Annotated in this window: 21 protein-coding genes and 1 tRNA gene; 20 read left to right on the top strand and 2 right to left on the bottom strand. The window is 67.5% G+C overall.

All coding sequences use genetic code 11. The features are described from left to right. Positions 1–17: 17 nt before the first annotated feature. The 16 genes from ACWAUG_RS08140 (at position 18) to pyk (ending at position 17,722) form a co-directional block, all read left to right on the top strand. The gene (locus ACWAUG_RS08140; RefSeq protein WP_298036222.1) at positions 18–938 is read left to right on the top strand and encodes a methionyl-tRNA formyltransferase; all 921 of its coding nucleotides are present in this window, start codon (positions 18–20) and stop codon (positions 936–938) included. After that, on the top strand, positions 935–2,407 hold the full coding sequence (locus tag ACWAUG_RS08135; RefSeq protein WP_298036220.1) for an RsmB/NOP family class I SAM-dependent RNA methyltransferase: 1,473 nt from the start codon (positions 935–937) through the stop codon (positions 2,405–2,407). The genes ACWAUG_RS08140 and ACWAUG_RS08135 overlap by 4 nt, the downstream gene beginning before the upstream one ends. A gap of 4 nt (positions 2,408–2,411) precedes the next feature. Next, a complete protein-coding gene (rpe, locus tag ACWAUG_RS08130; protein ID WP_298036218.1) occupies positions 2,412–3,092 on the top strand; it encodes a ribulose-phosphate 3-epimerase in 681 nt (226 codons plus the stop codon). Then, complete coding sequence (locus ACWAUG_RS08125) at positions 3,089–3,352, top strand: phosphoribosyl-ATP diphosphatase (protein WP_298036216.1); 264 nt, start codon at positions 3,089–3,091, stop codon at positions 3,350–3,352. Before rpe ends, ACWAUG_RS08125 begins: the two co-directional genes overlap by 4 nt. Before the next feature lie 37 nt (positions 3,353–3,389). Then, a complete protein-coding gene (gene hisG, locus ACWAUG_RS08120; protein ID WP_298036214.1) occupies positions 3,390–4,229 on the top strand; it encodes an ATP phosphoribosyltransferase in 840 nt (279 codons plus the stop codon). Then, the gene (hisF, locus tag ACWAUG_RS08115) at positions 4,229–4,990 is read left to right on the top strand and encodes an imidazole glycerol phosphate synthase subunit HisF (protein ID WP_460802115.1); all 762 of its coding nucleotides are present in this window, start codon (positions 4,229–4,231) and stop codon (positions 4,988–4,990) included. The genes hisG and hisF overlap by 1 nt, the downstream gene beginning before the upstream one ends. Continuing rightward, a complete protein-coding gene (gene hisI, locus ACWAUG_RS08110; RefSeq protein ID WP_460802114.1) occupies positions 4,987–5,373 on the top strand; it encodes a phosphoribosyl-AMP cyclohydrolase in 387 nt (128 codons plus the stop codon). Before hisF ends, hisI begins: the two co-directional genes overlap by 4 nt. Further along, a complete protein-coding gene (locus ACWAUG_RS08105; protein WP_298036207.1) occupies positions 5,370–5,960 on the top strand; it encodes a Trp biosynthesis-associated membrane protein in 591 nt (196 codons plus the stop codon). Before hisI ends, ACWAUG_RS08105 begins: the two co-directional genes overlap by 4 nt. Positions 5,961–6,007: 47 nt before the next feature. Continuing rightward, positions 6,008–6,238 (top strand): HGxxPAAW family protein, encoded by a 231-nt coding sequence (locus ACWAUG_RS08100; RefSeq protein ID WP_298036204.1) that lies wholly within the window; start codon positions 6,008–6,010, stop codon positions 6,236–6,238. Beyond that, positions 6,238–7,041, top strand: coding sequence for an indole-3-glycerol phosphate synthase TrpC (gene trpC, locus ACWAUG_RS08095; protein WP_298036201.1), 804 nt, complete (start codon positions 6,238–6,240; stop codon positions 7,039–7,041). The genes ACWAUG_RS08100 and trpC overlap by 1 nt, the downstream gene beginning before the upstream one ends. Further along, the gene (trpB, locus tag ACWAUG_RS08090) at positions 7,041–8,261 is read left to right on the top strand and encodes a tryptophan synthase subunit beta (protein ID WP_298036198.1); all 1,221 of its coding nucleotides are present in this window, start codon (positions 7,041–7,043) and stop codon (positions 8,259–8,261) included. Before trpC ends, trpB begins: the two co-directional genes overlap by 1 nt. After that, positions 8,258–9,061, top strand: coding sequence for a tryptophan synthase subunit alpha (gene trpA, locus ACWAUG_RS08085; RefSeq protein WP_298036196.1), 804 nt, complete (start codon positions 8,258–8,260; stop codon positions 9,059–9,061). The genes trpB and trpA overlap by 4 nt, the downstream gene beginning before the upstream one ends. Before the next feature lie 10 nt (positions 9,062–9,071). After that, positions 9,072–10,046, top strand: coding sequence for a prolipoprotein diacylglyceryl transferase (gene lgt, locus ACWAUG_RS08080; RefSeq protein ID WP_460802113.1), 975 nt, complete (start codon positions 9,072–9,074; stop codon positions 10,044–10,046). A gap of 142 nt (positions 10,047–10,188) precedes the next feature. Further along, a complete protein-coding gene (gltB, locus tag ACWAUG_RS08075) occupies positions 10,189–14,760 on the top strand; it encodes a glutamate synthase large subunit (protein WP_460802112.1) in 4,572 nt (1,523 codons plus the stop codon). After that, a complete protein-coding gene (locus ACWAUG_RS08070) occupies positions 14,753–16,219 on the top strand; it encodes a glutamate synthase subunit beta (RefSeq protein WP_298036189.1) in 1,467 nt (488 codons plus the stop codon). The genes gltB and ACWAUG_RS08070 overlap by 8 nt, the downstream gene beginning before the upstream one ends. Positions 16,220–16,273: 54 nt before the next feature. Then, entirely contained in the window at positions 16,274–17,722 is a 1,449-nt protein-coding gene (gene pyk, locus ACWAUG_RS08065) for a pyruvate kinase (protein WP_298036187.1), read from the top strand. 154 nt (positions 17,723–17,876) lie between these two features. On the opposite strand, the gene ACWAUG_RS08060 is transcribed toward pyk, so the two are convergent. Beyond that, positions 17,877–17,959 (bottom strand) — tRNA-Leu (locus ACWAUG_RS08060). A 102-nt stretch (positions 17,960–18,061) separates the two neighbouring features. Between ACWAUG_RS08060 and ACWAUG_RS08055 the strand changes: the two genes are divergently transcribed. Beyond that, a complete protein-coding gene (locus tag ACWAUG_RS08055) occupies positions 18,062–18,682 on the top strand; it encodes an ANTAR domain-containing response regulator (RefSeq protein ID WP_298036184.1) in 621 nt (206 codons plus the stop codon). Between the two features lie 41 nt (positions 18,683–18,723). Here the strand turns inward: ACWAUG_RS08055 and ACWAUG_RS08050 are convergent, their stop codons facing one another. Continuing rightward, the gene (locus ACWAUG_RS08050; RefSeq protein ID WP_298036707.1) at positions 18,724–19,128 is read right to left on the bottom strand and encodes a hotdog fold thioesterase; all 405 of its coding nucleotides are present in this window, start codon (positions 19,126–19,128) and stop codon (positions 18,724–18,726) included. A 90-nt stretch (positions 19,129–19,218) separates the two neighbouring features. On the opposite strand from ACWAUG_RS08050, the gene polA reads away from it, so the two are divergent. The 3 genes from polA (at position 19,219) to ACWAUG_RS08035 (ending at position 24,651) form a co-directional block, all read left to right on the top strand. Beyond that, positions 19,219–21,825, top strand: coding sequence for a DNA polymerase I (gene polA / locus ACWAUG_RS08045; RefSeq protein ID WP_460802138.1), 2,607 nt, complete (start codon positions 19,219–19,221; stop codon positions 21,823–21,825). Positions 21,826–21,867: 42 nt separating this feature from the next. Beyond that, the gene (locus ACWAUG_RS08040) at positions 21,868–23,541 is read left to right on the top strand and encodes a DUF885 domain-containing protein (protein WP_460802111.1); all 1,674 of its coding nucleotides are present in this window, start codon (positions 21,868–21,870) and stop codon (positions 23,539–23,541) included. Positions 23,542–23,616: 75 nt separating this feature from the next. Beyond that, positions 23,617–24,651: an LLM class flavin-dependent oxidoreductase gene (locus tag ACWAUG_RS08035; protein WP_298036176.1), complete on the top strand. Its 1,035-nt coding sequence runs from the start codon at positions 23,617–23,619 to the stop codon at positions 24,649–24,651. Positions 24,652–24,683 lie beyond the last annotated feature (32 nt).

Here is a 24,683-nt window from a genome sequence, read left to right as displayed (position 1 = left end):
CCTTCCGGAGTACCTTCATGAGAATCGTCTTCGCCGGCACGCCGGCGGCAGCCATCCCCACCCTGCGTCTGCTCGCCGCCGAGCATGAGATCGTCGGCGTCGTCACCCGGCCGGATGCCCCGCTCGGGCGTAAGCGCGTCCTGACGCCGTCCGCCGTCGCGCAGGCCGCCGAAGAGCTCGGTCTGCCCGTGATCAAGGCTGCGCGGCTCGATGAGGAGGCGACGGGGAAGATCGCGGCGTTGCGACCCCAGCTGGGCGTCATCGTCGCCTACGGCGGTCTCGTGCGGGAGCCGCTGCTGTCCACTCCCGATGCGGGGTGGATCAACCTCCACTTCTCCACTCTTCCGGCGTGGCGCGGCGCGGCCCCGGTTCAGCGCGCGCTGATCGCGGGGGAGACGAGCCTCGGCGCGAGCGTCTTCCAGCTCGTTGCAGCGCTGGACGCCGGAGACGTCTACGCGACGCGCACGGTCGATATTCCGGCGGATGCCACGGCCGATGCCGCCCTGGAGATCCTCGCCGAGGACGGCGCCGGCCTGACGTTGCAGGTCGTCACGGAGATCGCTGCCGGCACGGCCGTCGGCGTCCCGCAGCAGGGCGAGGTCACGCTCGCTCCGAAACTCGCCCTCGACGACGGCGCTCTCGACTGGACGGAGCCGGCGGTAAGCATCATCGCCCGCTACCGGGGCGTGACGCCGGAGCCCGGAGCCCACACGATGTTCGGCGATCTGCGGGTCAAGGTCCTCGCGCTCTCCGAGGCCACCGACGCCGACCCGCTCGAGCCGGGTGAGGTCGCCGCGACCCGCACCGCGCTTCACATCGGCACGGGCAGCCGTCCTCTCGCCATCACGCGCGTGCAGCCTGCGGGCAAGGGCGCGATGAACGCCGTCGACTGGTGGCGCGGCCGCCGCGATGACGACACGAAGCAGGCCGGCGCATGACCGGCGAGCAGCGACGCGACCGCTCCGGCGGACGAGGGCGCTCTTCCGAACGGACTCGACGTCCGGTCCGCGCGCAGGTCGGGCGAGGCCCGCAGCCCCGCACCGTGCAGCCCGCCCGCCGCGTGGCCTATGACGTGATCCGCGCGGTGGGGGAGTCCGACGCCTATGCGAATCTTCTGCTCCCGTCCGCGATCGCCCAGGCGCAGCTCAGCACGCAGGACGCCGCTCTCGCGACCGAGCTCACCTATGGCACGCTCCGCCGGTGCGGCACGTACGACGCGATCATCTCGTCGGCCGCCGGCCGTGCGGCCGAAGACATCGACCCGCCCGTCCTCGATGCGCTCCGACTCGCGACCCACCAGATCCTCTCGACCCGCGTCGCCTCGCACGCCGCGGTGAACGAGGCCGTCAACATCGTCGCCACAGAGGCCGGGCGCGGTGCGGCCAGCTTCACGAACGCCGTGCTGCGCCGCATCTCGCGCGATACGCCAGGGCAATGGCAGGAGCGCATCGAGGCCGAGGCGCGATCGGATGACGAGCGTCTCGGGCTGCGCACTGCGCATCCTGTCTGGATCATCCGCGCGCTACGGCGGGCTCTGGCCGCCGAGGGCCGCGTCGATGAGCTGGAAGAGCTTCTCGAAGCCGACAACATCTCGCCCGAAGTGACGCTCGTCGCCCTGCCGGGGCTCGCAGATCCCGGCCAGCCCGCACGCCCCTACGCGCCAACCGCGTTCGGATCTCCGGGCGGTAACCCGCAGGCCGTGATCGAAGCGGCCGGCGGAACGATCCGTGTTCAGGACGAGGGCTCGCAGCTGGTCGCCCTGGCCCTGTCCGCAGCGCGTCCGATCGCCGCCGGCGAGCGATGGCTCGATCTGTGCGCCGGTCCCGGCGGCAAGACGGCGCTGCTCGCGGCCATCGCACACCAGCACGACATCGCCCTCGAGGCCAACGAGGTCGTCCCCGCCCGTGCGGGCCTCGTTCGCAAGGCCCTCGAGGCGGTCCCCGGCGACGTCACGGTGCACGAGTCGGATGGGCGGGCGCTCACCTCCGCACATCCCGACCGCTTCGACCGGATCCTCGTAGATGCGCCGTGCACGGGTCTCGGCGCCCTGCGCCGTCGTCCCGAAGCGCGCTGGCGCAAGTCGCCCGCTGATGTCGCGGATCTCACGCCGTTGCAGACCGAGTTGCTCGGCGGCGCGATCGATGCACTCGTGCCGGGCGGCATCGTCGCCTACGTGACGTGCTCGCCGCACCTGGCGGAGACATCGGGCGTGGTCGCCGAGGTGCTGCGCACTCGCGACGATGTGGTCGAGCTGGATGCCGCGGCCGTCCTCTCCTCGGTCACGAACTCGCCGATCGATCTGGGCGACGATGGTTCCGGGCACGTGCAGCTATGGCCCCATCGGCACGGCACGGATGCGATGTTCCTCGCGCTGCTGCAGCGCACGAGCCCTGAAACCGGAGAATGATCCCATGAGCCTGCCCGCGGCGCCGCGCATCAATCCCAGCATCCTGTCGGCCGACTTCGTCAACATGCAGGCCGATCTCGCCCGAATCGCGACCGCAGACTTCGCCCATGTCGACGTCATGGACAACCACTTCGTCCCGAATCTGACCTTCGGACCGCAGATGGTCGAGCGCATTCAGCAGACGAGCCCCGTCCCGCTCGATGTGCATCTGATGATCGAGGATCCCGATCGCTGGGCACCGGGGTATGCCGAGATCGGCGCTGCGAGCGTGACCTTCCACCTGGAAGCAGCCGCAGATCCTGTTGCGCTCGCGCGCAGACTGCGCGGCATCGGCGCTCGCGCCGGCGTCGCGATCAAACCGGGAACACCGGGGGAGAGCCTGTACGACATCCTCGACGAGTTCGATCAGATCCTCGTCATGACCGTCGAGCCGGGCTTCGGCGGGCAGGGCTTCATGCCGGCGACCATGCCGAAGCTCCGATCTCTCGTCCGCGAGGCCCGTCGTCGCGGGTCCACCGTGTGGTTCCAGGTCGACGGCGGCGTCTCCGATGCCACGATCGCGCAGGCCGCCGAGGCGGGCGCCGATACGTTCGTCGCCGGTTCCGCCGTCTACGGCTCCGATAACGTCGAAGCGGCGATCCGTGGACTTCGGGAGCGTGCTCGAGCCGGTAGCCTGGACTCGTGAAGACTTTCGACGAGCTGTTCGCTGAGCTCCGTGCCAAGGCCGAGACCCGCCCCGCGGGTTCCGGCACCGTCGCCGAGCTCGACGCCGGCGTGCACACGATCGGGAAGAAGATCGTCGAGGAGGCCGCCGAAGTGTGGATGGCCGCCGAGTACGAATCGGATGCCGAGGCCGCTGAGGAGATCTCCCAGCTGCTCTACCACCTGCAGGTCATGATGATCGCGAAGGGGCTCAGCCTCGAGGACGTGTACCGACATCTCTGATGCGCTCCGCCCTTTCTCTCTGATCTGAAGGTTCCCCATGCTGCGCATTGCTGTTCCCAACAAGGGCTCGCTCGCCGAGACCGCCGCTGAGATGCTCGCGGAGGCCGGTTACACCGGTCGCCGCGATTCCAAGACGCTCCACGTCATCGACGCTCAGAACGATGTCGAGTTCTTCTTCCTCCGTCCTCGTGACATCGCCACCTACGTCGCCTCCGGTGCTCTGGATGTCGGCATCACGGGACGCGACCTGCTGCGCGACGTGCCTCAGCCGGCTCGCGAGATCCAGGCTCTCGGTTTCGCCCGTTCGACGTTCCGGTTCGCCGGCCCTGTCGGCAAGTTCTCATCGCTGGATGACCTCTCGGGGCTGCGTGTGGCCTCCGCCTACCCGGGGCTCGTCGATGCGTTCCTGCGCGAGCACGGCATCGAGGCGACTCTCGTGCCTCTGGATGGCGCCGTGGAATCGGCCGTCCAGCTGGGCGTCGCCGATGCGATCGCCGACGTCGTCGAGACCGGCACGACGCTTCGTCAGGCGGGCCTGGAGATCTTCGGTCCCGTCATCATCGAGTCCGAAGCGGTCCTCATCAGCCGCCCGGGTGATGCCGAGGGCACCGAGAAGCTGCTGCGCCGTCTGCGGGGCGTGATCGTCGCCCGTCAGTACGTGCTGCTCGATTACGACCTGCCCGCGGCGAAGATCGAGGCGGCGGCGGCGATCGCCTCCGGACGCGAGTCGCCGACCATCTCCCCGCTGCAGGACCCGGAGTGGGTCGCCGTCCGTGTGATGCTGCCCCGCAAGGGCATCAACAAGGTGATGGACGACCTCTACGCCCTGGGCGCACGTGCGCTCCTGGTCACCGCGATCGAAGCCGCGCGCCTGTAATGGCCGTCACGAGTCGCGTCATCCCGTGCCTCGATGTGGCCGCAGGCCGCGTCGTCAAGGGTGTGAACTTCGAGAACCTGCGCGATATGGGCGATCCGGTCGAGCTCGCCGCGCATTACGCCGCTCAGGGAGCCGATGAGATCACTTTCCTCGATGTGACCGCCACGGTCGATGAGCGCGCCACGACGTACGACGTCGTCCAGCGCACAGCCGAACAGGTCTTCGTGCCTCTGACGGTCGGCGGCGGCATTCGCAGCGTCGAGGACGTCGCCCGGCTCCAGGGAGTCGGCGCCGACAAGATCGGCGTGAACTCGGCAGCGATCGCCCGTCCCGATCTGATCGGCGAGATCGCGGATCGCTTCGGTGCTCAGGTGCTCGTCCTCTCGCTCGACGTCAAGCGCGCTCCTGGCACGTCTTCCGGTTTCGTCGTCACGACCCACGGCGGTCGGACGGAGACGACTCTCGATGCGCTCGTCTGGGCGCGCGAGGCGATCGAGCGCGGCGCCGGTGAGCTGCTCGTCAACTCGATCGATGCGGATGGCACCCGTGACGGCTTCGACCTTGAGCTCGTCGGCCTGATGCGCGAGGTCTCCTCGGTTCCCGTCATCGCCTCCGGCGGTGCCGGCGCGGCGTCCCACTTCGCACCGGCCATCCACGCGGGTGCGGATGCTGTGCTAGCGGCCAGTGTCTTCCACTCGGCGCTACTCAGCATCAGCGACGTCAAGGATGCGATGCGCGCCGAAGGAGTGCTGGTTCGATGACCGATGATATCGAGGCCCGCATCGCCCGCGTCGCCTTCAACGACGTGGGGCTCGTTCCCGCCATCGTTCAGCAGTGGGATACCCACGAGGTGCTGATGCTCGCGTGGCTCGACGCCGAGGCGCTGCGCCGAACCCTCACCAGCGGTCGAGTCACATACTGGTCGCGCTCCCGCTCGGAGTACTGGCGCAAGGGCGACACATCCGGCCACATCCAGCAGGTCCGCGAAGCGCGCCTCGACTGCGATGGCGACGCGATCCTCCTCCTCGTCGAACAGACCAGTGCCGCGTGCCACACGGGGACCCGTTCCTGCTTCGACACCGAGGATCTGCATGCGGTGGACGCTCTGGCACCCGCTGAGACGAAGGCCGGCGACGGGGCGTGAGCATCCTTCGACGCGCACGCAGCATCACCGTCGCGGGGTTCCTCCTCGCCGGCGGCATCGGGATCATCTCCTCCACCCAGACCTGGCTGACCGTTGTCCGTGCAGACGCGGGCGAGGCGATCCTCGTGCCCGGAGCGGATGCGATCGTACTCCTGGCGCCGCTGAGCCTCGCCGTCCTCGCGCTCGGCGCCGCGATGTCGCTCGTGGGGACCGTGCTCCGTTTGATCTTCGCGGCCCTCGCCCTGGCAACCGGCGGACTCCTGGGCGTGTGGACGGTCCAGTTACTCATTGACGTCCCGTTGAGCGCGGTGGCCTCCGTCGTCACCGAGACCACGGGGCTCGCCGGAACCACGGCCCTCGAGATGATGATCGCCGAGATCACCGCATCCGCGTGGCCGATGATCGCTCTCGCCGGCTGGATCGTGCTCATCATCGCCGCGTTGTTCGCTCTCATCACGGGGGCGCACTGGAAGCGGGGAGGACGCCGATTCCGCACGGATGCCGCGCCCCCCGCGACCACCACCGGCCCGGTCGACGCCGTCGACTCCTGGGACGACCTGACCCGAGGAACCGACCCCACTCGGTGACCCGGATAGACTGAACACAACACCCCACGACCGCTCCGGAGGAGAACATGACCAACCCGATCGCTGACCCCGGCCACGGACACTCGCCTGCGGCATGGACCGCTGTCGTGATCATGCTCCTCGGCTTCACCGCAGGAACCGTCTTCTTCTGCGCAGGCATGCCGACCCTCGTCTGGGCTTCCGTGGGCGTCATGGCCGTGGGCCTGATCATCGGCTGGATCATGGCCAAGGCCGGCTACGGCGTCAACGGACCCAAGTACTCGCCGAAGGGCCACTAATGGTCCTCGCCGACCTGACGGCCGGCGCAGTCGAGGACGCCGAGCGCCGCGCGCTCACGCGTCCCCTCGCCGAGGTCGAACGGGCCGCTCTGGCTCGCCCCGCTGCTCGCGACGCGCGTGCGGCGCTGGCTCCGGCGGACCGGGTCAAGATCATCGCCGAGGTCAAGCGCGCAAGTCCTTCGCGCGGTGCCCTCGCCGAGATCCCCGACCCGGCTCACCAGGCATCCCTCTATGAGACGGGCGGCGCCTCTGCGATCAGCGTGCTGACCGAGGAGCGCCGATTCGGCGGGAGCCTGGCCGATCTCGAAGCCGTGACCTCCACGGTCTCGCTGCCCGTGCTCCGCAAGGATTTCATCGCGACGCCCTATCAGGTGTTCGAGGCTCGCGCCGCAGGCGCCGACCTCGCACTGTTGATCGTGGCCGGACTCGAGATCCCGGTGCTCCACGAGCTGCATGCGCTCATCCTGGAGCTGGGCATGATGCCGCTCGTCGAGACGCATTCCGCTGAGGAGCTCGAGGTCGCGATCGACCTCGGAGCGCACCTCATCGGCGTCAACGCCCGCAACCTCAAGACCCTCGAACTCGATAAGAACCTCTTCAGCACGTTGGCCGACCGCATCCCCGCGGATGCGGTCAAGATCGCCGAGTCGGCGGTGCTCGCGCCCGAGGACGTCGCCCGCTACCGCTCGGCCGGTGCCGATGTCGTGCTGATCGGCGAAGCCCTCGTTACCGGCGACCCGGTCTCGACGCTGCAGAGCTTCCTCGCGGCAGGAGACGCCGCCGACCGTGAAGGAGCTCGTTGATGAGCCTGCGCGAGCAGCCCGGACCGTTCTTCGGAGAATTCGGCGGACGCTACATGCCCGAGTCGCTCATCGCAGCGATCGACGAGCTGACCGACGCCTATCACGACGCGATCGCCGACCCGGAGTTCCGCGCCGAGCTCGCGTCATTGCTCAGCTCCTACGCGGGCCGCCCCTCGGCACTGACCGAGGCCGCCCGCTTCGCCGAAAACGCCGGGGGAGCACGGATCTTCCTCAAGCGCGAAGATCTCAACCACACCGGCAGCCACAAGATCAACAACGTGCTCGGGCAGGCGCTGCTGACCAAGCGCCTGGGCAAGACACGGGTCATCGCCGAAACGGGCGCCGGCCAGCACGGGGTCGCGACCGCGACGGCGGCAGCCCTGTTCGGTCTGGATTGCACGATCTACATGGGTGAGGTCGATACCGAGCGGCAGGCGCTCAACGTCGCCCGCATGCGTCTCCTGGGTGCGGAGGTCGTCCCCGTGACGACCGGCTCGCGCACGCTGAAAGACGCGATCAACGATGCCTACCGCGACTGGGTGGCCACGGTCGAGACGACCAACTACATCTTCGGAACGGCCGCGGGTCCTCACCCGTTCCCGGCGATGGTCCGCGACTTCCAGAAGATCATCAGCGAAGAGGCACGCCAGCAGCTTCTCGACGAGGTAGGACGCCTGCCCGATGCCGTCGTGGCCTGCGTCGGCGGCGGTTCCAACGCGATCGGCATGTTCGACGCGTTCCTCGATGATGCGGACGTGAAGCTCTACGGCGTCGAGGCGGCCGGTGATGGCGTCGACACCGAGCGGCACGCCGCATCGATCGAACGCGGTCGCCCGGGAGTGCTGCACGGCGCCCGCACCTATCTTCTGCAGGACGACGACGGGCAGACGATCGAGTCGCACTCGATCTCGGCGGGTCTCGACTATCCGGGCGTCGGCCCCGAGCACTCCTGGCTCGCCGACATCGGCCGCGCGGAGTACATCCCCGCGACCGACGACGAGGCCATGCAGGCGCTGCGCCTGCTCAGCCGCACCGAGGGCATCATCCCGGCGATCGAGTCGGCGCACGCGCTGGCCGGTGCGCTCCGCCTGGGCAACGAGATGGGACCGGATGCCGTGATCGCCGTGTGCCTGTCCGGCCGCGGAGACAAGGACATGGACACAGCCGCGCGCTACTTCGACCTGTACGATGCCGACGCAGACGAGGAGGGCGCGCGATGAGCCGCGTCGAAGCCGCCATCAAGAAGGCCGAGGACGCTGGTCGCGGCGCCCTCATCGGCTACCTGCCGGTTGGATTCCCCGACCTTCAGACGAGCATCCAGGCAGCGATCACGCTCGCCGAGAACGGCGCCGACATCATCGAGCTGGGTCCGCCCTACAGCGATCCGGTGATGGACGGACTGGTCATCCAGGAGGCGACCCAGGCGGCGCTGGCCGCCGGCTTCAAGATGCGCGACCTGTTCACGGCCGTGCGCGCGATCACCGAGGCGACCGATGTACCGGTCGTCGTGATGACCTACTGGAACCCCGTCGTGCAGTACGGCGTCGACCGCTTCGCCGATGACCTGCTCGCGGCCGGCGGTGCGGGGCTCATCACCCCTGACATCACGCCCGAGTCCGCGGAGGAGTGGATCGCCGCGAGCGAGCGGACGGGGCTCGATCGTATCTTCCTCGCGGCCCCCACCTCCAGCGACGAGCGCCTCGACCGCATCATCGCGGCGTCCACCGGATTCATCTACACCGTATCGACCATGGGCATCACGGGGGAGCGGACCGAGCTCGACAAGGCCGCACGCACCCTCGTCACCCGTCTGCGGGAGCGCGGCGCCGACCGCGCCTGCGTCGGAATCGGCATCTCGACCGCCGATCAGATCGCGGGCGTCGTCGACTACGCCGATGGGGCGATCGTCGGAACGGCCCTCGTCCGCGCGCTGCGCGACGGCGGACTGCCGGCCCTCGCCGATGTCACCCGATCCCTCGCCGCGGGCACCCCGTCGGCTCCGACCTCACACGAGAACTAGAATCGCACTCATGTCCCTCGCGCTTCCCACGGCCCTCAGCGGCGTGCTCACCAGCATCCCGAGCCCGGATATCCAGTCCTTCCACATCGGGCCCCTGCAGATCCACATCTACGCGCTGTGCATCATCGCGGGAATCATCGTCGCCGGTCTCCTGACGAACCGCCGCCTCACACAGCGTGGTGCGGAGCCGTGGGTCGTGGTCGACATCGCGATCCCGACGGTGCTGCTCGCCTTCGTGGGCGCGCGCGCCTACCATGTCCTCACGCACCCGTCGTTCTACTTCGGCGAGGGCAAGAACACGTGGAACCCCTTCGAGTACGGATCGGTCTGGGCCATCTGGGAGGGCGGCATCGCGATCTTCGGCGCGCTCATCGGCGGTGCTGTCGGCGTCTGGCTCGGCTGCAAGTGGACGGGCATCCGGTTCTGGACCTTCGCCGATGCCCTCGCGCCGGGCCTCCTCCTCGCCCAGGCGATGGGGCGCTTCGGCAACTGGTTCAACCACGAGCTCTTCGGCCAGCCGACGGACCTGCCCTGGGGCCTGGAGATCTCCTCCGACAACTCGGCTTTCCCTCCCGGACTCGCTGAAGGAACGCTCTTCCACCCGACGTTCCTCTACGAGGTCATCTGGAATCTGCTCGGCGTGTTCTTCATCCTGTGGATCGGGCGCCGTCTGCAGTTGCAGTGGGGCAAGCAGCTCGCGATCTACCTGATCTGGTACGGCGCGGGGCGCGTCGTGTGGGAGTCGATCCGCATCGACCCGAGCGAGATCATCCTGGGTCTGCGCAGCAACGTATGGACCGCGATCATCGGTGTGCTGCTCGGCATCATCATCCTCACCGTCCAGAGCCGCCGCCACACCGGCGCGGAGCCGTCGGCCTACGTCGACGGGCGCACGCGGCCGGATGCTGACGCGGGTGTACAATCGCAGAACGCCCTCGACGAGTTCGTTGACGTGAGTGAGCCTCCCGTCAACACGACCGACTGAATCCACTGCCACAAGCCTGGATCTCGCGGGCGAGGACGACTCTTTCGAGTCGTCCTCGCCGAGTGCGTTACCCCCCCCTGTAGATGAACGAGCGGGCCGACGACGTCCCCAGTGTCGCATTGAGTACCTGAGGACGGTATCGATGTACTTCCAGCCTCCCTATGGCGCCTCCGGCGCTTACCCCCCGAAGCAGGGCCTGTACGACCCGGCATTCGAAAAGGATGCCTGTGGCCTGGCCATGGTCACGACTCTGCGGGGAACCGCAGGACACGACATCATCGCGCTGGCGCTTGAAGCGCTGCGCAACCTCGAGCACCGAGGTGCCATCGGCTCTGACGCCGGCACCGGAGATGGTGCAGGCATCCTCACCCAGATGCCAGACGCATTCTTGCGTGAAGTCACGGACTTCGAACTGCCCGATGCCGGCGAATACGCCGCCGGGCTCGCCTTCCTCCCGCTGCAGGCGGGGGAGCGCCGCGCTCAGAAGGCGGGGATCGAGAAGATCGCCCGCGAAGAGGGCCTGGAGGTCCTCGGATGGCGCACGGTTCCCACGGCGAACCAGCATCTCGGCAAGCTCGCCGATGAAGCCCGCCCCGCGTTCGAGCAGCTCTTCATCGCTGCTCCCGCGGTCGAGCCCATCCGTCCGTCCGGAATCGCTCTCGACCGCATCGCCTACCGGCTGCGCAAACGCGCCGGCCACGAACTCGGCGCCTATTTCGTCTCCCTCTCCAGCCGCACGCTCGGCTACAAGGGCATGGTGACGACGCTCCAGCTCGAGCCGTTCTACCCCGACCTGCAGGATGAGCGCTTCGCCTCGGAACTCGCAGTCGTGCACTCTCGCTACTCGACCAACACATTCCCGTCCTGGCCGCTCGCGCAGCCGCTGCGCATGCTCGCCCACAACGGCGAGATCAACACGGTGGGCGGCAACCGCAACTGGATGCGCGCGCGCCAGTCGCAGCTCGAGTCCGAGCTGCTCGGCGATGTGCAGCCACTCCTGCCGATCTGCACGCCCGGCGCGAGCGACTCCGCTTCCTTCGACGAGGTCCTCGAGCTGCTCACGCTCACCGGCCGCAGCCTGCCGCACGCCGTCATGATGATGGTGCCGGAGGCCTATGAGAAGCAGGCCGACATCGCACCGGACCTGCGCGCCTTCTACGAGTACCACGCCGCGCAGATGGAGCCCTGGGACGGCCCGGCCGCCCTCATCTTCACCGATGGCACGGTCGTCGGCGCAACCCTCGACCGCAATGGTCTGCGCCCCGGGCGCTGGACCGAGACGACCGACGGACTCGTCGTGATCGGTTCCGAGACCGGTGTGCTCGAGTTCGAACCGGAACGCATCAAGCGCCGCGGACGCCTGCAGCCGGGCAAGATGTTCCTCGTCGACACGGCCTCGGGCCGCATCGTCGAGGACGAGGAGATCAAGAGCGACCTCGCCTCACTGCACCCGTGGCAGGAGTGGCTCGACGCCGGAGCCGTACGCCTGGCGGATCTGCCCGAGCGCGAGCACATCGTGCATCCGCCGGCATCCATCACCCGCCGTCAGCGTACCTTCGGCTACACCGAGGAAGAGGTGCGCCTGCTGCTGACTCCGATGGGGCAGAACGGCGTCGAGCCGCTCGGCGCGATGGGATCTGATACCCCGATCGCCGTGCTCAGCGAGCGGCCGCGCCTGATCTTCGACTACTTCACCCAGCAATTCGCGCAGGTCACGAACCCGCCGCTGGACTCGATTCGCGAAGAGGTCGTGACGAGCCTGCGTCTGGGGCTGGGACCACAGGGCAACCTGCTCACGTGGGGCCCCGATCACGCCCGCCTGGTCACGCTGGACTTCCCGGTCATCGACAACGACGAGCTCGCGAAGATCCGGCACATCGACAGGGCCCTGCCGGGCCGGAAGTCCGCGACGATCAGCGGCCTGTACCACTTCGACGCGGGCAGCCACACGATGCAGGAGCGCCTCGACGAGATGTGCGCCGAGGTCGATGCGGCGATCGCCGACGGCGCCGAGTTCATCATCCTGTCGGACCGCGACTCGAACAAGGATCTCGTCCCGATCCCGTCGCTGCTCATGGTCTCGGCCGTCCACCACCATCTGATCCGCCGCGAGAACCGCATGAAGGTCGGACTGATCGTGGAAGCAGGCGATGTCCGCGAGGTCCACCATGTCGCGACGTTGATCGGTTACGGCGCATCCGCCGTGAACCCGTACCTCGCCATGGAATCGGTCGAGCACCTCGTGCGCACCGGATTCATCACGGGCATCAGCCCGGAGAAGGCCGTGCGCAATCTCATCTACGCGCTCGGCAAGGGCGTGCTGAAGATCATGTCGAAGATGGGCATCTCGACCGTCTCGTCCTATGCGGGAGCGCAGGTCTTCGAGGCCGTGGGCCTCAGCCAGGAGCTCGTCGACGCGTACTTCACCGGCACCGAGACGAAGCTCGGCGGCATCGGACTCGATGACGTCTTCGCCGAGAATCAGGCCCGTCACGATCACGCTTACCCCGAGGATGCTGCGGCCCGCGCCCATGAGCGGCTGTGGACCGGCGGGGAATACCAGTGGCGGCGGGACGGCTCACCGCACCTGTTCAGCCCCGAGACGGTGTTCCGCCTGCAGCATTCGACCCGTAACCGGCGATACGACATCTTCCGCGAGTACACGAGACTCGTCGACGATCAGGCGGCCGAGTTGAAGACGCTGCGCGGCATGTTCCGCCTGAAGACGGGGGAGCGCCCGGCCGTGCCGCTCGATGAGGTCGAGCCGGTCAGCGCCATCGTGAAGCGGTTCTCGACCGGAGCGATGAGCTACGGCTCGATCTCCCGCGAAGCGCACGAGACGCTCGCGATCGCGATGAACCGGATCGGCGGCAAGTCGAACACCGGCGAGGGCGGAGAGGACGTCGACCGTCTTCTGGACCCGGAGCGCCGGAGCGCCATCAAGCAGGTCGCTTCGGGACGCTTCGGCGTCACCAGCCTTTACCTCACCGAGGCGGATGACATCCAGATCAAGCTCGCGCAGGGCGCCAAGCCCGGCGAGGGCGGCCAGCTGCCCCCGGGCAAGGTCTACCCGTGGGTGGCGCGCACGCGTCACGCGACGGCGGGTGTGGGCCTCATCTCCCCGCCGCCGCACCACGACATCTATTCGATCGAAGACCTCAAACAGCTCATCTTCGATCTGAAGCGGGCGAACCCGAAGGCGCGCATCCACACGAAGCTCGTCAGCCAGTCGGGAATCGGCGCGGTCTCGGCGGGTGTCGCCAAGGCGCTCAGCGACGTCATCCTCGTCTCCGGGCACGATGGTGGAACCGGCGCCAGTCCGATGAACTCGCTCAAGCACGCCGGAACCCCGTGGGAGCTGGGCCTCGCCGAGACCCAGCAGACGCTGATGCTCAACAGCATGCGCGACCGTGTCGTGGTGCAGGTGGACGGCCAGCTGAAGACCGGGCGCGATGTCATCATCGGAGCGCTGCTCGGTGCGGAAGAATTCGGTTTCGCCACGGCTCCGCTCGTGGTGAGCGGATGCATCATGATGCGCGTCTGCCATCTCGACACCTGCCCGGTGGGCGTCGCGACGCAGAACCCGGTGCTTCGGGAGCGCTTCACCGGCAAGCCGGAGTTCGTCGTGAACTTCATGGAGTTCATCGCCGAGGAGGTGCGGGAGCTGCTCGCCGAGCTCGGCTTCCGCTCCGTGGACGAGATCGTCGGTCGTGCGGATCTCCTCGAGACGGATGCGGCGATCGCGCACTGGAAGTCGGCGGGCCTCGACCTGTCGCCGATCCTCGAAGGGCCCGAGTTCCCGGCATCCGAACCGCGCCGTCACGGTCGCGACCAGGACCACGAGCTCGATGAGCACTTCGATGTGCAGCTGATCGAGATGGCGCGCGATTCCCTCGACAACGGCAATCCGACCATCATCGACCTGCCGATCCGCAACACGGAGCGCGCCGTCGGGACCATGCTCGGCCACGAGGTCACCGCGCGCTTCGGTGCCGAGGGCCTCGCTCCGGAGACGATCGACATCACGCTGCGGGGCACCGCGGGGCAATCGCTCGGCGCGTTCCTACCGCCCGGCATTCTGCTGCGTCTGGAGGGAGATGCCAACGACTACGTCGGCAAGGGCCTCTCCGGCGGCGACATCGTCGTGCGTCCCGCACGCGAGTCGCACATCGCCCCGCATGAGAACGTCATCGCCGGAAACGTGATCGGCTACGGCGCCACCTCGGGCTCGATATATGTCTCGGGCGTCGTGGGCGAGCGATTCCTCGTTCGCAACTCCGGTGCGACCGCCGTCGTGGAGGGTGTGGGCGACCACGCTCTGGAATACATGACCGGAGGACTCGCCGTGATCATCGGCGCGACCGGACGCAACCTCGGAGCCGGAATGTCCGGCGGCGTCGCCTATGTGCACGCGCTGTCGAGCGACAAGGTCAACCAGCAGTCCCGCGACAGCGGAGAACTGCGGCTGGAGGCGCTGGACCGCGCAGACCTCGAGGTGCTGCGCGGACTGCTCGTCGAGCACGCAGAGCGCACCGGATCCCCCCGGGCGAGCGAGATGCTCGCCGATTTCGACAACACCGCGAACGAGTTCGTGAAGGTGCTGCCGCGTGACTACGCGGCCGTGCAGAGCATGAGACTGGAGGCCGAGCAGTCCGGGATCGACCCCGACGGCGACGTCCTCTGGAACCGGATCCTGGAGGTGACCGGTGGCTGATCCCAAGGGTTTTCTGACTGTGACGAATCGCGAGCTGCCCGCTCGCCGTCCCGTCCCCGTGCGCATCATGGACTGGAAAGAGGTCTACGAGCCCGGCGACAAGACCGTGCTGCGTCGCCAGGCGAGCCGCTGCATGGACTGCGGTGTTCCGTTCTGCCATGCTGCCTGCCCGCTGGGCAACCTCATCCCGGAATGGAACGATCTGACCTGGCGCGGCGAGGATCGCAGTGCCATCGAGCGTCTGCACGCGACCAACAACTTCCCGGAGTTCACGGGACGCCTGTGCCCGGCGCCCTGCGAGAGCGCCTGCGTGCTGGGGATCAACCAGCCCGCGGTGACGATCAAGCAGGTCGAGGTCTCGATCATCGATGAGGCCTTCGAGAACGGGTGGGTTCGCCCCCAACCACCCGAGCGCCTCACCGGCAAGACGGTCGCCGTGGTCGGGTCGGGACCGGCCGGTCTCGCCGCAGCCCAGCAGCTGACCCGCGCCGGTCACACGGTCGCGGTGTTCGAACGCGACGACCGCATCGGCGGACTGCTGCGCTACGGCATCCCGGACTTCAAAATGGAGAAGTCGCACATCGACGCGCGCCTGCGTCAGATGCAGGAGGAGGGCACCCGATTCCGTGCCGGTGTCGAGATCGGCCGCGACATCAGCTGGGAGGATCTGCGCGCCCGTTACGACGCCGTCGTGATCGCGACCGGTGCAACGGTTCCGCGAGATCTGCCGATCCCGGGCCGCGACCTCAAGGGCGTCCATTTCGCGATGGAGTATCTCGTCGAGTCGAACCTCGTCGTCGCCGGAGATACGGTGCCCGACCAGATCACCGCGGCGGGCAAGCACGTCGTCGTCATCGGCGGCGGCGATACCGGCGCCGACTGCATCGGAACCGCGCACCGTCAGGGCGCGCTCAGCGTCACGAACCTCGCGATCGGCAAGCAGCCGTCCGAGACGCGTCCGGACCACCAGCCCTGGCCGATGATGCCGACCGTCTTCGAAGTGCAGTCCGCGCACGAGGAAGGCGGCGAGCGCATGTTCCTGGCATCGACTGTCGAGTTCCTCTCGAACGATGACGGACAGGTGCGCGCCCTGCGCGTCGCCGAGACCGAGTACTTCGAGGGACGCCGCGTGCCGAAAGCGGGCTCGGAACGGGAGATCCCGGCCGACATCGTTCTGATCGCCATGGGATTCACCGGGCCGGAGCAGGTCAGATTCACGGATGCTCTCCGCCCTGCCCTGACCGATCGCGGCGCCTTCCAACGCGATAGCGCCTATCAGACCAGCGAATCCGGCGTCTTCGTCGCCGGCGATGCGGGTCGCGGCCAGTCGTTGATCGTCTGGGCCATCGCCGAAGGCCGCGCGGCTGCCGCGAACGTCGACCGTTTCCTCATGGGGGAGACGGTGCTGCCGGCGCCTGTTACGCCTTCCGATGTCGCGCTGGGCCTGTCGTCCGCGTAGGCTGGGCTCGGCACTGTCGCCAGTTTTGTTCCCTCTCTCACTCTGGAGAATTAGTTGAGACGCGCGAAAATCGTCGCCACCCTGGGGCCGGCAACCTCGAGTTATGAGAACGTCCGAGCCATCATCGAAGCAGGTGTGGACGTCGCCCGGCTGAACCTCAGCCACGGCGACTACTCCGTCCATGACGCCAACTACGCGAATGTTCGTCGTGCGGCGGATGACGCGGGCAAGGCGGTCGCCGTTCTCGTCGACCTGCAGGGCCCGAAGATCCGTCTCGGCAAGTTCGAGGGCGGCCCCTACGAGCTCGCCGCCGGTGACATCTTCAAGATCACCACAGAAGACATCATCGGCAACCGCGAGATCTGCGGCACGACGTTCAAGGGCCTGCCCCAGGACGTCAAGCCCGGAGACTTCCTGCTGATCGACGATGGCAAGGTCCGCGTCGAGGTCGTCTCCACCGACGGCGTGGTGGTGACCACCAAGGTCATCGTCGCCGGCGCTGTCTCGAACAACAAGGGCATCAACCTGCCCGGCGTTGCCGTGAACGTGCCCGCTCTGAGCGAGAAGGACGAGGCCGACCTCCGCTGGGGTCTGCGCATCGGCGCCGACGTCATCGCGCTGTCGTTCGTGCGTAACGCCGAAGACGTCACCCGCGTGCACGAGATCATGGCGGAAGAAGGCGTCAAGGTCCCCGTCATCGCCAAGATCGAGAAGCCGCAGGCCGTCGACGCGCTCGAAGAGATCGTCGCGGCCTTCGACGGCATCATGGTCGCCCGCGGCGACCTGGGCGTCGAGCTTCCGCTCGAGGCCGTGCCGATCGTCCAGAAGCGCGCCGTCGAGCTGGCTCGTCGCAACGCGAAGCCGGTCATCGTCGCCACGCAGATGCTCGAGTCGATGATCTCCAGCCCGGTTCCGACCCGCGCCGAGACCTCCGATGTCGCCAACGCCGTCCTCGACGGTGCCGACGCGGTCATGCTCTCGGGCGAGACGAGCGTGGGCGAGTACCCCGTGGTCGTCGTCGAGACGATGGCTCGCATCATCGAGTCGACCGAGGAGCACGGCCTGGAGCGCATCGCGCCGCTGACCACGAAGCCGCGCACCCAGGGCGGGGCGATCACGCTCGCGGCCCTCGAGGTCGCCGACTTCGTCGAGGCGAAGTTCCTCTGCGTGTTCACGCAGTCGGGAGACTCGGCACGTCGTCTGTCGCGTCTGCGCTCGCGCATCCCGATGCTCGCGTTCACGCCGGAGCCCGGCATCCGCCGTCGCATGGCTCTCTCGTGGGGCATGCGCTCGACCCTGGTCGAGCCGGTCGAGCACACCGACCTGATGTTCCTGCAGGTGGATGACTACCTGCTGAAGAACGGTCTGGCCGTCGAGGGGGACAAGGTCGTCGTGATCTCCGGTTCCCCTCCCGGAATCGTGGGTTCCACGAACGACATCCGCGTCCACAAGGTCGGGGATGCTGTCAACGGAGCCGCACCGATCTACAAGGCAGGTCTCTGACACCTGTTGCAGACGAGGGGGACGGAGCGAACTGCTCCGTCCCCCTCGTCGTGCGCGGAACAGGAATGAACTGTTCTCTCAGGGACTGAGCTTTGGGCTGAAACAGCGAAACCCACCGGATGATCGCCATCCGGTGGGTTTCACTGTTTTTATGTGCCGGCGGTGGGACTCGAACCCACACGTCCTTTCGGACAAAGCATTTTGAGTGCTCCGCGTCTACCATTCCGCCACGCCGGCTGGAATATCGCCGTATCGACTTTAGCGCAGAGCGGGCCCCGTTCCCGCCAACACCCGCCCGGGTGCGGCGACTCCCAGGGTGCGTCCCCTAGAATGGATGCTGTGACCGAGCAAGAATTGTCTGAGCAGCCCACGGCATCCGCCCCTCGACGCGTCGTCGTCGCCGAAGACGAATCGCTGATCCGACTCGACATCGTCGAGATCCTCCGCGACAACGGCTTCGATGTCGTCGGTGAGGCGGGCGATGGCGAGACCGCCGTTGCTCTGGCCACCGAACTGCGCCCCGACCTCGTCATCATGGACGTGAAGATGCCGCAGCTCGACGGCATCAGCGCCGCGGAGCGCCTGCACAAGGCGAACATCGCTCCTGTCGTGCTGCTGACCGCCTTCAGCCAGAAGGAGCTCGTCGAGCGTGCGAGCGAGGCCGGCGCTCTGGCCTACGTCGTGAAGCCCTTCACGCCCAACGACCTTCTTCCTGCGATCGAGATCGCGCTGGCCCGCCACGAGCAGATCATCACGCTCGAGGCCGAGGTCGCCGACATGGTCGAGCGCTTCGAGACCCGCAAGCTCGTCGACCGGGCCAAGGGCCTGCTCAACGAGAAGATGGGCCTGAGCGAGCCCGAGGCTTTCCGCTGGATCCAGAAGGCATCCATGGATCGTCGTCTGACGATGCAGGATGTCGCCAAGGCGATCATCGAGCAGCTCGCACCCAAGAAGGCGTGATTCGAGTCGGAGCCGGTTCACCGGCTCCGACTTCTTTTTTCTCAGGCCGGACGGTCCTTGATCATGTTCGTGATCCGGATCGTCGAGCAGCGTCGCCCCTGATCGTCGGTCACAGCGATCTCGTGGACCGTCACGCTGCGGCCGAGATGAACGGGCGTGCAGACGCCGGTGACGATTCCCGATGTCGCCGATCGCGTGTGCGTGGCGTTGATGTCGACGCCGACCGCGAGGCGCCCGGGACCGGCGTGCAGGTTTGCGGCCATCGAACCGAGCGATTCGCCGAGCACGACGTAGGCGCCGCCGTGGAGAAGACCGACCGGCTGGGTGTTGCCCTCGACGGGCATCGTGGCGACGGCGCGCTCCACCGTGAATTCGGTGAACTGCATGCCCATCTTCTCTGCCAGGGCCCCGATGCCGCGGTGGAGAACCCACTCCAGACCGGTCATCTCGTCACTCGTGCTCACGGATCCTCCTCAGCGGTTGTCTGCCGTCCTCGTTAGGCTGGGGGAGTGACGGACTCCGCAAAGCCTACCCTCATGGTCGTCGACGGCCATTCGCTCGCCTACCGCGCCTTCTTCGCGCTCCCGGTCGAGAATTTCACGACCAAGGACAACCAGCACACGAACGCCATCTACGGGTTCCTGTCGATGCTGGTGAACCTCATCAAGGCTGAGAAGCCGACGCACCTGGCGATCGCCTTCGATACCTCCCGGCACTCGTTCCGCACGGATGAGTACCCCGAGTACAAGGCCACCCGCTCGGCATCGCCCGAGGAGTTCCGCGGGCAGGTGCCGCTGCTGCAGGAGGTGCTCGGAGCGATGTCGATCCCGGTGCTGACGAAGGAGGGCTTCGAGGCCGACGACATCCTCGCCACCCTCTCCAAGCAGGGATCGGAGCTCGGTTATGACGTGCTCGTCGTCTCGGGCGATCGCGACACGATCCAGCTCGTGAACGACGAGGTGACCCTGCTCTACCCGTCGGTGCAGGGGGTTTCGCAGCTGAAGCGCTACGACCCCGCCACGGTGCAGGAGCGCTACGGTGTGCGGCCTGAGCAGTACCCCGACATCGCAGCTCTCGTGGGTGAGACGAGCGACAACCTGCCCGGTGTGCCGAAGGTGGGGGAGAAGACTGCCGTCAAGTGGCTGACCCAGTTCGGCACCCTCGACGAGCTCCTCGAGCGCGCCGAAGAGATCAAGGGCGTCGTCGGAGGCAATCTGCGCGAGCACCTCGAGGACGTCCGTCGCAACCGCCGCCTGAACCGTCTGCTCACGGATGTCGAGCTGCCGCTCGCGCCCGCTGACCTCGCGGTCGCGCCGATCGATGCGCAGGCTGTGCGCGATATCTTCGCCCGCCTGGAGTTCCGCACGCTGTTGCCCCGCGTCTTCGACGCGGTGGGCGCCGGGGAGGATCCCGCGGCGGAAGAGCCTGCCGTGGAGATGCCGTCCGCGGTCGATGCGACGGTCACCGATCTCGTCACGTGGCTCGACTCCCAAAAGGATGAAGTCGCGGTGACGCTCGCCACCGCCGGCGGTCTCGGCACACGTATCGGATTCGCCAGTCCGACCGAGCTCCGCGAGTCGGACTGGACGGATGCCGCTGCCGATGCTCTGCGCACCTGGCTCGAGTCCGATGCACCGAAGGTGCTCAACGATGCCAAGCCGCAGGTAAAGGCGCTTCTCCGTGCCGGCATCCGTCTCGGCGGACTCTCGTACGACACTCTGCTCGCGGGCTGGCTCATGCGGCCGAGCTTCCCCGACAAGACGCTCTCGCACCTGGTCGATCGCTATCTGGGCGAGAAGATGCCGGTCGCCGACCCGTCGCAGCTCGTTCCCGAGACCGACGGTGCGACCCCCGCGCAGGAGGCGTGGTTCACGCTGCGCGCCGCCGCAGCGCTGCGCGGTGACCTGCCCGCTCCGGTGGCAACCGTGCTCACGGACATCGAGCTGCCCAGCGTGCTCGCCCTGGCCGATATGGAGATCGCGGGCGTCGCCGTCTCGCACGAGCTTCTCTCGACGTTCTCCGCCGAACTCGCCGGCCGTGCCGAGGCGATCGTCCAGGAGTCGTTCGCGACGATCGGCCGTGAGTTCAACATGGGCTCTCCCAAGCAGCTCCAGGAAGTCCTCTTCGAAGACCTGCAGCTGCCGAAGACCCGCAAGACGAAGACCGGCTATTCCACGGATGCTGCTTCCCTCGCCGATCTGCAGGAGAAGTCGCCGCACCCGTTCCTCGAGCTGCTCGGCCAGCATCGCGAGGCGACGAAGCTGCGTCAGATCATCGAGTCGCTCGACACGGCGATCAAGGACGACGGGCGCATCCGCACCACGTACGTGCAGACCGGCAGCCAGACGGGTCGCTTGTCGAGCACCGATCCGAATTTGCAGAACATTCCTGTTCGCACGGAGGAATCGCGCCGCATCCGCAGCGCTTTCCATGTGGGCGAGGGGTACGAGACGCTCCTGACCGCGGACTACTCGCAGATCGAGATGCGCATCATGGCGCACCTGTCGGGCGATGAAGGCCTCATCGAGGCGTTCAACACCGGTGAAGACCTCCACCGCTTCGTCGGCGCCCGGGTCTTCGGCGTCGAACCGGCCGAAGTGACGCCCGCGATGCGCACGAAGGTCAAGGCGATGTCGTATGGCCTGGTCTACGGTCTCAGCGCCTTCGGCCTCGCGAAGCAGCTGCGCATCGAGCAGTCCGAGGCGAAGAAGCTCATGCTCGAGTACTTCAACCGCTTCGGCGCGGTGCGCGATTACCTGCGCGCCTCGGTCATGCAGGCGAAGGAAGACGGATATACCGAAACGATCTTCGGTCGACGCCGCCCGTTCCCCGACCTCACGAGCCCGAACCGGGTGCTGCGCGAGAACGCCGAGCGCGCGGCGCTGAATGCTCCGATCCAGGGGAGTGCGGCCGACATCATGAAGCTCGCCCTGTTCCACGTGCACTCCGAACTGCGCGAGAAGGAGCTGCGCTCGCGCGTGCTGCTGCAGATCCATGACGAACTCGTGGTCGAGGTCGCCCCGGGCGAACGCGATGTCGTCGAGGAGATCGTGCGCACCCGAATGGCGGATGCCGCATCCCTGACGGTTCCGCTGGACGTCAGCGTCGGCTGGGGAGCGAACTGGGACGAAGCCGCGCACTGACCTGCCCGACTCCGCGCGCGGGGCGGCGCTACGCTGAGAAGCATGACGCTGACCCCGCGCACCCCTACCCCCATCGATGCCGTCGCCGAGGAGTGGGTCGACACCCTCTCCATCCTCAACCCGACGTTGGGCACCTATATCGGCCGCGACGAGGCCGATGACCGCTATGGCGATCTCAGCCCGGCCGGCCACGACGATTATGCGGCCGAGGTGCGCAAGACCCGCGTGGCCCTTGCCGCGTTGACGCCGACTGATGCCATCGATGAGGTCACGAAGACCGATCTGCTGAGCGAGCTGGATCTCGAACTCGAGTTCCATGACGCGCAGTGGCATCTGCGAGACATCAACGTCATCGCATCCGCGGCGCAGGACATCCGTCAGGTCTACGACCTCATGCCGACGGCGACCGCGGGCGATTGGGAGACGATTGCGAAGCGGCTGTCGGCTGTGCCGGAGACGCTGCGCGGCTACACGCAGACCCTTCAGGAGGGCATCGCCCGGGGCGTCGTCCCCGCGCGGCGCCAGGTGACCGAGGTCGCTGCGCAGATCGCGCGCTACACGGCCGCCGATGGTTTCTTCGCCGAGTTCACGGGCTCGGCCGCTCTCGCCGACGGCGAGATGCCGGCGTCGCTCGCGAAGGATCTGACGCAGGGTTCCGATGCGGCCCGCGCGGCCTACGAGGAGCTGCGCACCTTCCTCAGCGAGGATCTCGCCCCCGCGGCATCCGATATCGACGCCGTCGGACGCGACCTCTACGCCCTGCACTCGCGCCGTTTCCTCGGCGCCGTCATCGACCTCGATGAGACGTACGAGTGGGGTCGCGAAGAGCTCGCACGCATGGTCGCCGAGCAGACCGCAATCGCGAATGAGATCCTGCCCGGGGCGACCGTCGAAGAGGCCGTGGCGCATCTGGAGGCCGACCCCGCTCACAAGCTCTACGGCACCGATGAGTTGCAGCGGTGGATGCAGGAGACGAGCGACCGTGCGATCGCCGAGCTCGGCGCCACGCACTTCGAAATCCCGGAGGAGATCCGCAGCCTCGAGTGCATGATCGCCCCCACGCAGGAGGGCGGCATCTACTACACGGGCCCGACGGATGACTTCTCCCGTCCCGGCCGCATGTGGTGGTCGGTTCCCGAGGGCGTCACCGAGTTCGACACGTGGCGTGAGCTCACCACGGTGTACCACGAGGGCGTTCCAGGGCACCACCTGCAGATCGCGCAAGCGGTGTACAACCGGGCGGAGCTGAACTCCTGGCGTCGTCTGCTCGCCGGCACCTCGGGGCACGCCGAGGGCTGGGCGCTGTATGCCGAGCGCCTCATGCAGCAGCTGGGATACCTCGATGACCCGGCCGATCGCCTGGGCATGCTCGACGGACAGCGCATGCGCGCAGCACGCGTCGTGCTCGACATCGGCGTGCACCTCGGCAAGGAGCGCCTCGACGGCCAGGGCATCTGGGACGCCGACTACGCGCTCGACTTCATGCGTCAGAACGTGAACATGTCGGATGAGTTCGTGCAGTTCGAGGTCAACCGGTACCTCGGTTGGCCCGGCCAGGCGCCGTCATACAAGGTCGGCCAGCGGATCTGGGAACAGGTTCGCGATGACTACCGCGCCCAGCAGGGCGATGCCTACGACGTGAAGCAGTTCCACAAGCGCGCCCTCGACATGGGTGGTGTCGGGCTCGACACTCTGCGCACCGCGCTGCTGCGCTGAGAATCGCCCGGCGGGGTGCGCGGGAATGCCGCGCACCCCGCTGCGGTTCATTCAGTCACATACGAAAGGGCTGACATGACCATCGAGTTCGGGCTGGACACCTTCGGCGACATCACGCGGGGCGCGGACGGCGAGCTGCTGACCGCCGCGCAGACGATTCGGAACGTGGTCGATCAGGCGGCGCTCGCCGATCGCTTCGGCATCGACTTCTTCGGGGTGGGGGAACACCACCGCCCCGACTTCGCCGTCTCCGCGCCCGAGATGGTGCTGGCCGCGATCGCCTCTCGCACCGAGCGTATCCGCCTGGGCACCGCCGTCACGGTGCTCTCCTCCGACGATCCCGTGCGGGTCTTCGAACGCTTCGCGACGCTGGATGCTCTCTCCCACGGCCGCGCGGAGGTCGTGCTCGGCCGTGGATCGTTCATCGAGTCGTTCCCGCTGTTCGGATACGACCTGCGCGACTACGAGGCGCTGTTCGAACAGAAGCTCGAGCTGTTCGTCCAGCTGCTCGAGGAGAAGCCGGTCACGTGGTCGGGCACCATGCGTCCGCCCCTCGAGAACGCGGATGTGTTCCCGAAGACGGAGAACGGCCTGCGCACCTGGGTCGGTGTCGGCGGAAGCCCCGAATCGGTTCTGCGCGTCGCGCGGCACGGGCTGGGCCTCATGCTCGCGATCATCGGCGGCCCGGCGGAGCGTTTCCGTCAGTTCGTCGATCTCTACCACCGCTCGACGGCGGCCATGGGCACACCGGTGCTTCCGATCGCCGTTCATTCTCCGGGTCACATCGCGCGCACGGACGAAGAAGCCTGGGACGCGGCATACGCCGGGTTCGAGGCCATGAACAACACGATCGGCGCGGAGCGCGGCTGGCCCGCCTACAGCCGTGCCCGCTTCCAGAACGATGTGGGGCCGGCCGGCGCGATCTATTCCGGGTCGCCCGAGCGGGTGGCGCAGAAGATCGCCGCAACGATCCGCACTCTCGGACTCGGTCGCTTCGATCTGAAGTACTCCACAGGAACTCTCGGCCACGAGCAGATGATGCAGAGCATCGAGCTGTACGGCACCGAGGTCATCCCGCGGGTGCGCGAGATCCTCGCCGCCGACGATTGAGAGCGTTCGGCGCCCGGAGGGACGGCTCTACG

The organism is Microbacterium sp. GXF6406 (assembly GCF_054798215.1).
Note: the sequence above shows the minus strand (reverse complement) of the source record. Positions and strands in the feature narration are given on the sequence as shown.

Bases quoted from the DNA above. Each gene is read 5' to 3' on its own strand.
- rpe (WP_298036218.1), top strand. From the start codon at position 2,412: ATGAGCCTGCCCGCGGCGCCGCGCATCAATCCCAGCATCCTGTCGGCC.
- hisG (WP_298036214.1), top strand. From the start codon at position 3,390: ATGCTGCGCATTGCTGTTCCCAACAAGGGCTCGCTCGCCGAGACCGCC.
- hisF (WP_460802115.1), top strand. From the start codon at position 4,229: ATGGCCGTCACGAGTCGCGTCATCCCGTGCCTCGATGTGGCCGCAGGC.
- trpA (WP_298036196.1), top strand. From the start codon at position 8,258: ATGAGCCGCGTCGAAGCCGCCATCAAGAAGGCCGAGGACGCTGGTCGC.
- ACWAUG_RS08100 (WP_298036204.1), top strand. From the start codon at position 6,008: ATGACCAACCCGATCGCTGACCCCGGCCACGGACACTCGCCTGCGGCA.
- lgt (WP_460802113.1), top strand. From the start codon at position 9,072: ATGTCCCTCGCGCTTCCCACGGCCCTCAGCGGCGTGCTCACCAGCATC.
- hisI (WP_460802114.1), top strand. From the start codon at position 4,987: ATGACCGATGATATCGAGGCCCGCATCGCCCGCGTCGCCTTCAACGAC.
- ACWAUG_RS08050 (WP_298036707.1), bottom strand. From the start codon at position 19,128: ATGACCGGTCTGGAGTGGGTTCTCCACCGCGGCATCGGGGCCCTGGCA.
- ACWAUG_RS08135 (WP_298036220.1), top strand. From the start codon at position 935: ATGACCGGCGAGCAGCGACGCGACCGCTCCGGCGGACGAGGGCGCTCT.
- ACWAUG_RS08140 (WP_298036222.1), top strand. From the start codon at position 18: ATGAGAATCGTCTTCGCCGGCACGCCGGCGGCAGCCATCCCCACCCTG.
- ACWAUG_RS08040 (WP_460802111.1), top strand. From the start codon at position 21,868: ATGACGCTGACCCCGCGCACCCCTACCCCCATCGATGCCGTCGCCGAG.
- trpC (WP_298036201.1), top strand. From the start codon at position 6,238: ATGGTCCTCGCCGACCTGACGGCCGGCGCAGTCGAGGACGCCGAGCGC.
- polA (WP_460802138.1), top strand. From the start codon at position 19,219: ATGGTCGTCGACGGCCATTCGCTCGCCTACCGCGCCTTCTTCGCGCTC.
- gltB (WP_460802112.1), top strand. From the start codon at position 10,189: ATGTACTTCCAGCCTCCCTATGGCGCCTCCGGCGCTTACCCCCCGAAG.
- ACWAUG_RS08035 (WP_298036176.1), top strand. From the start codon at position 23,617: ATGACCATCGAGTTCGGGCTGGACACCTTCGGCGACATCACGCGGGGC.
- trpB (WP_298036198.1), top strand. From the start codon at position 7,041: ATGAGCCTGCGCGAGCAGCCCGGACCGTTCTTCGGAGAATTCGGCGGA.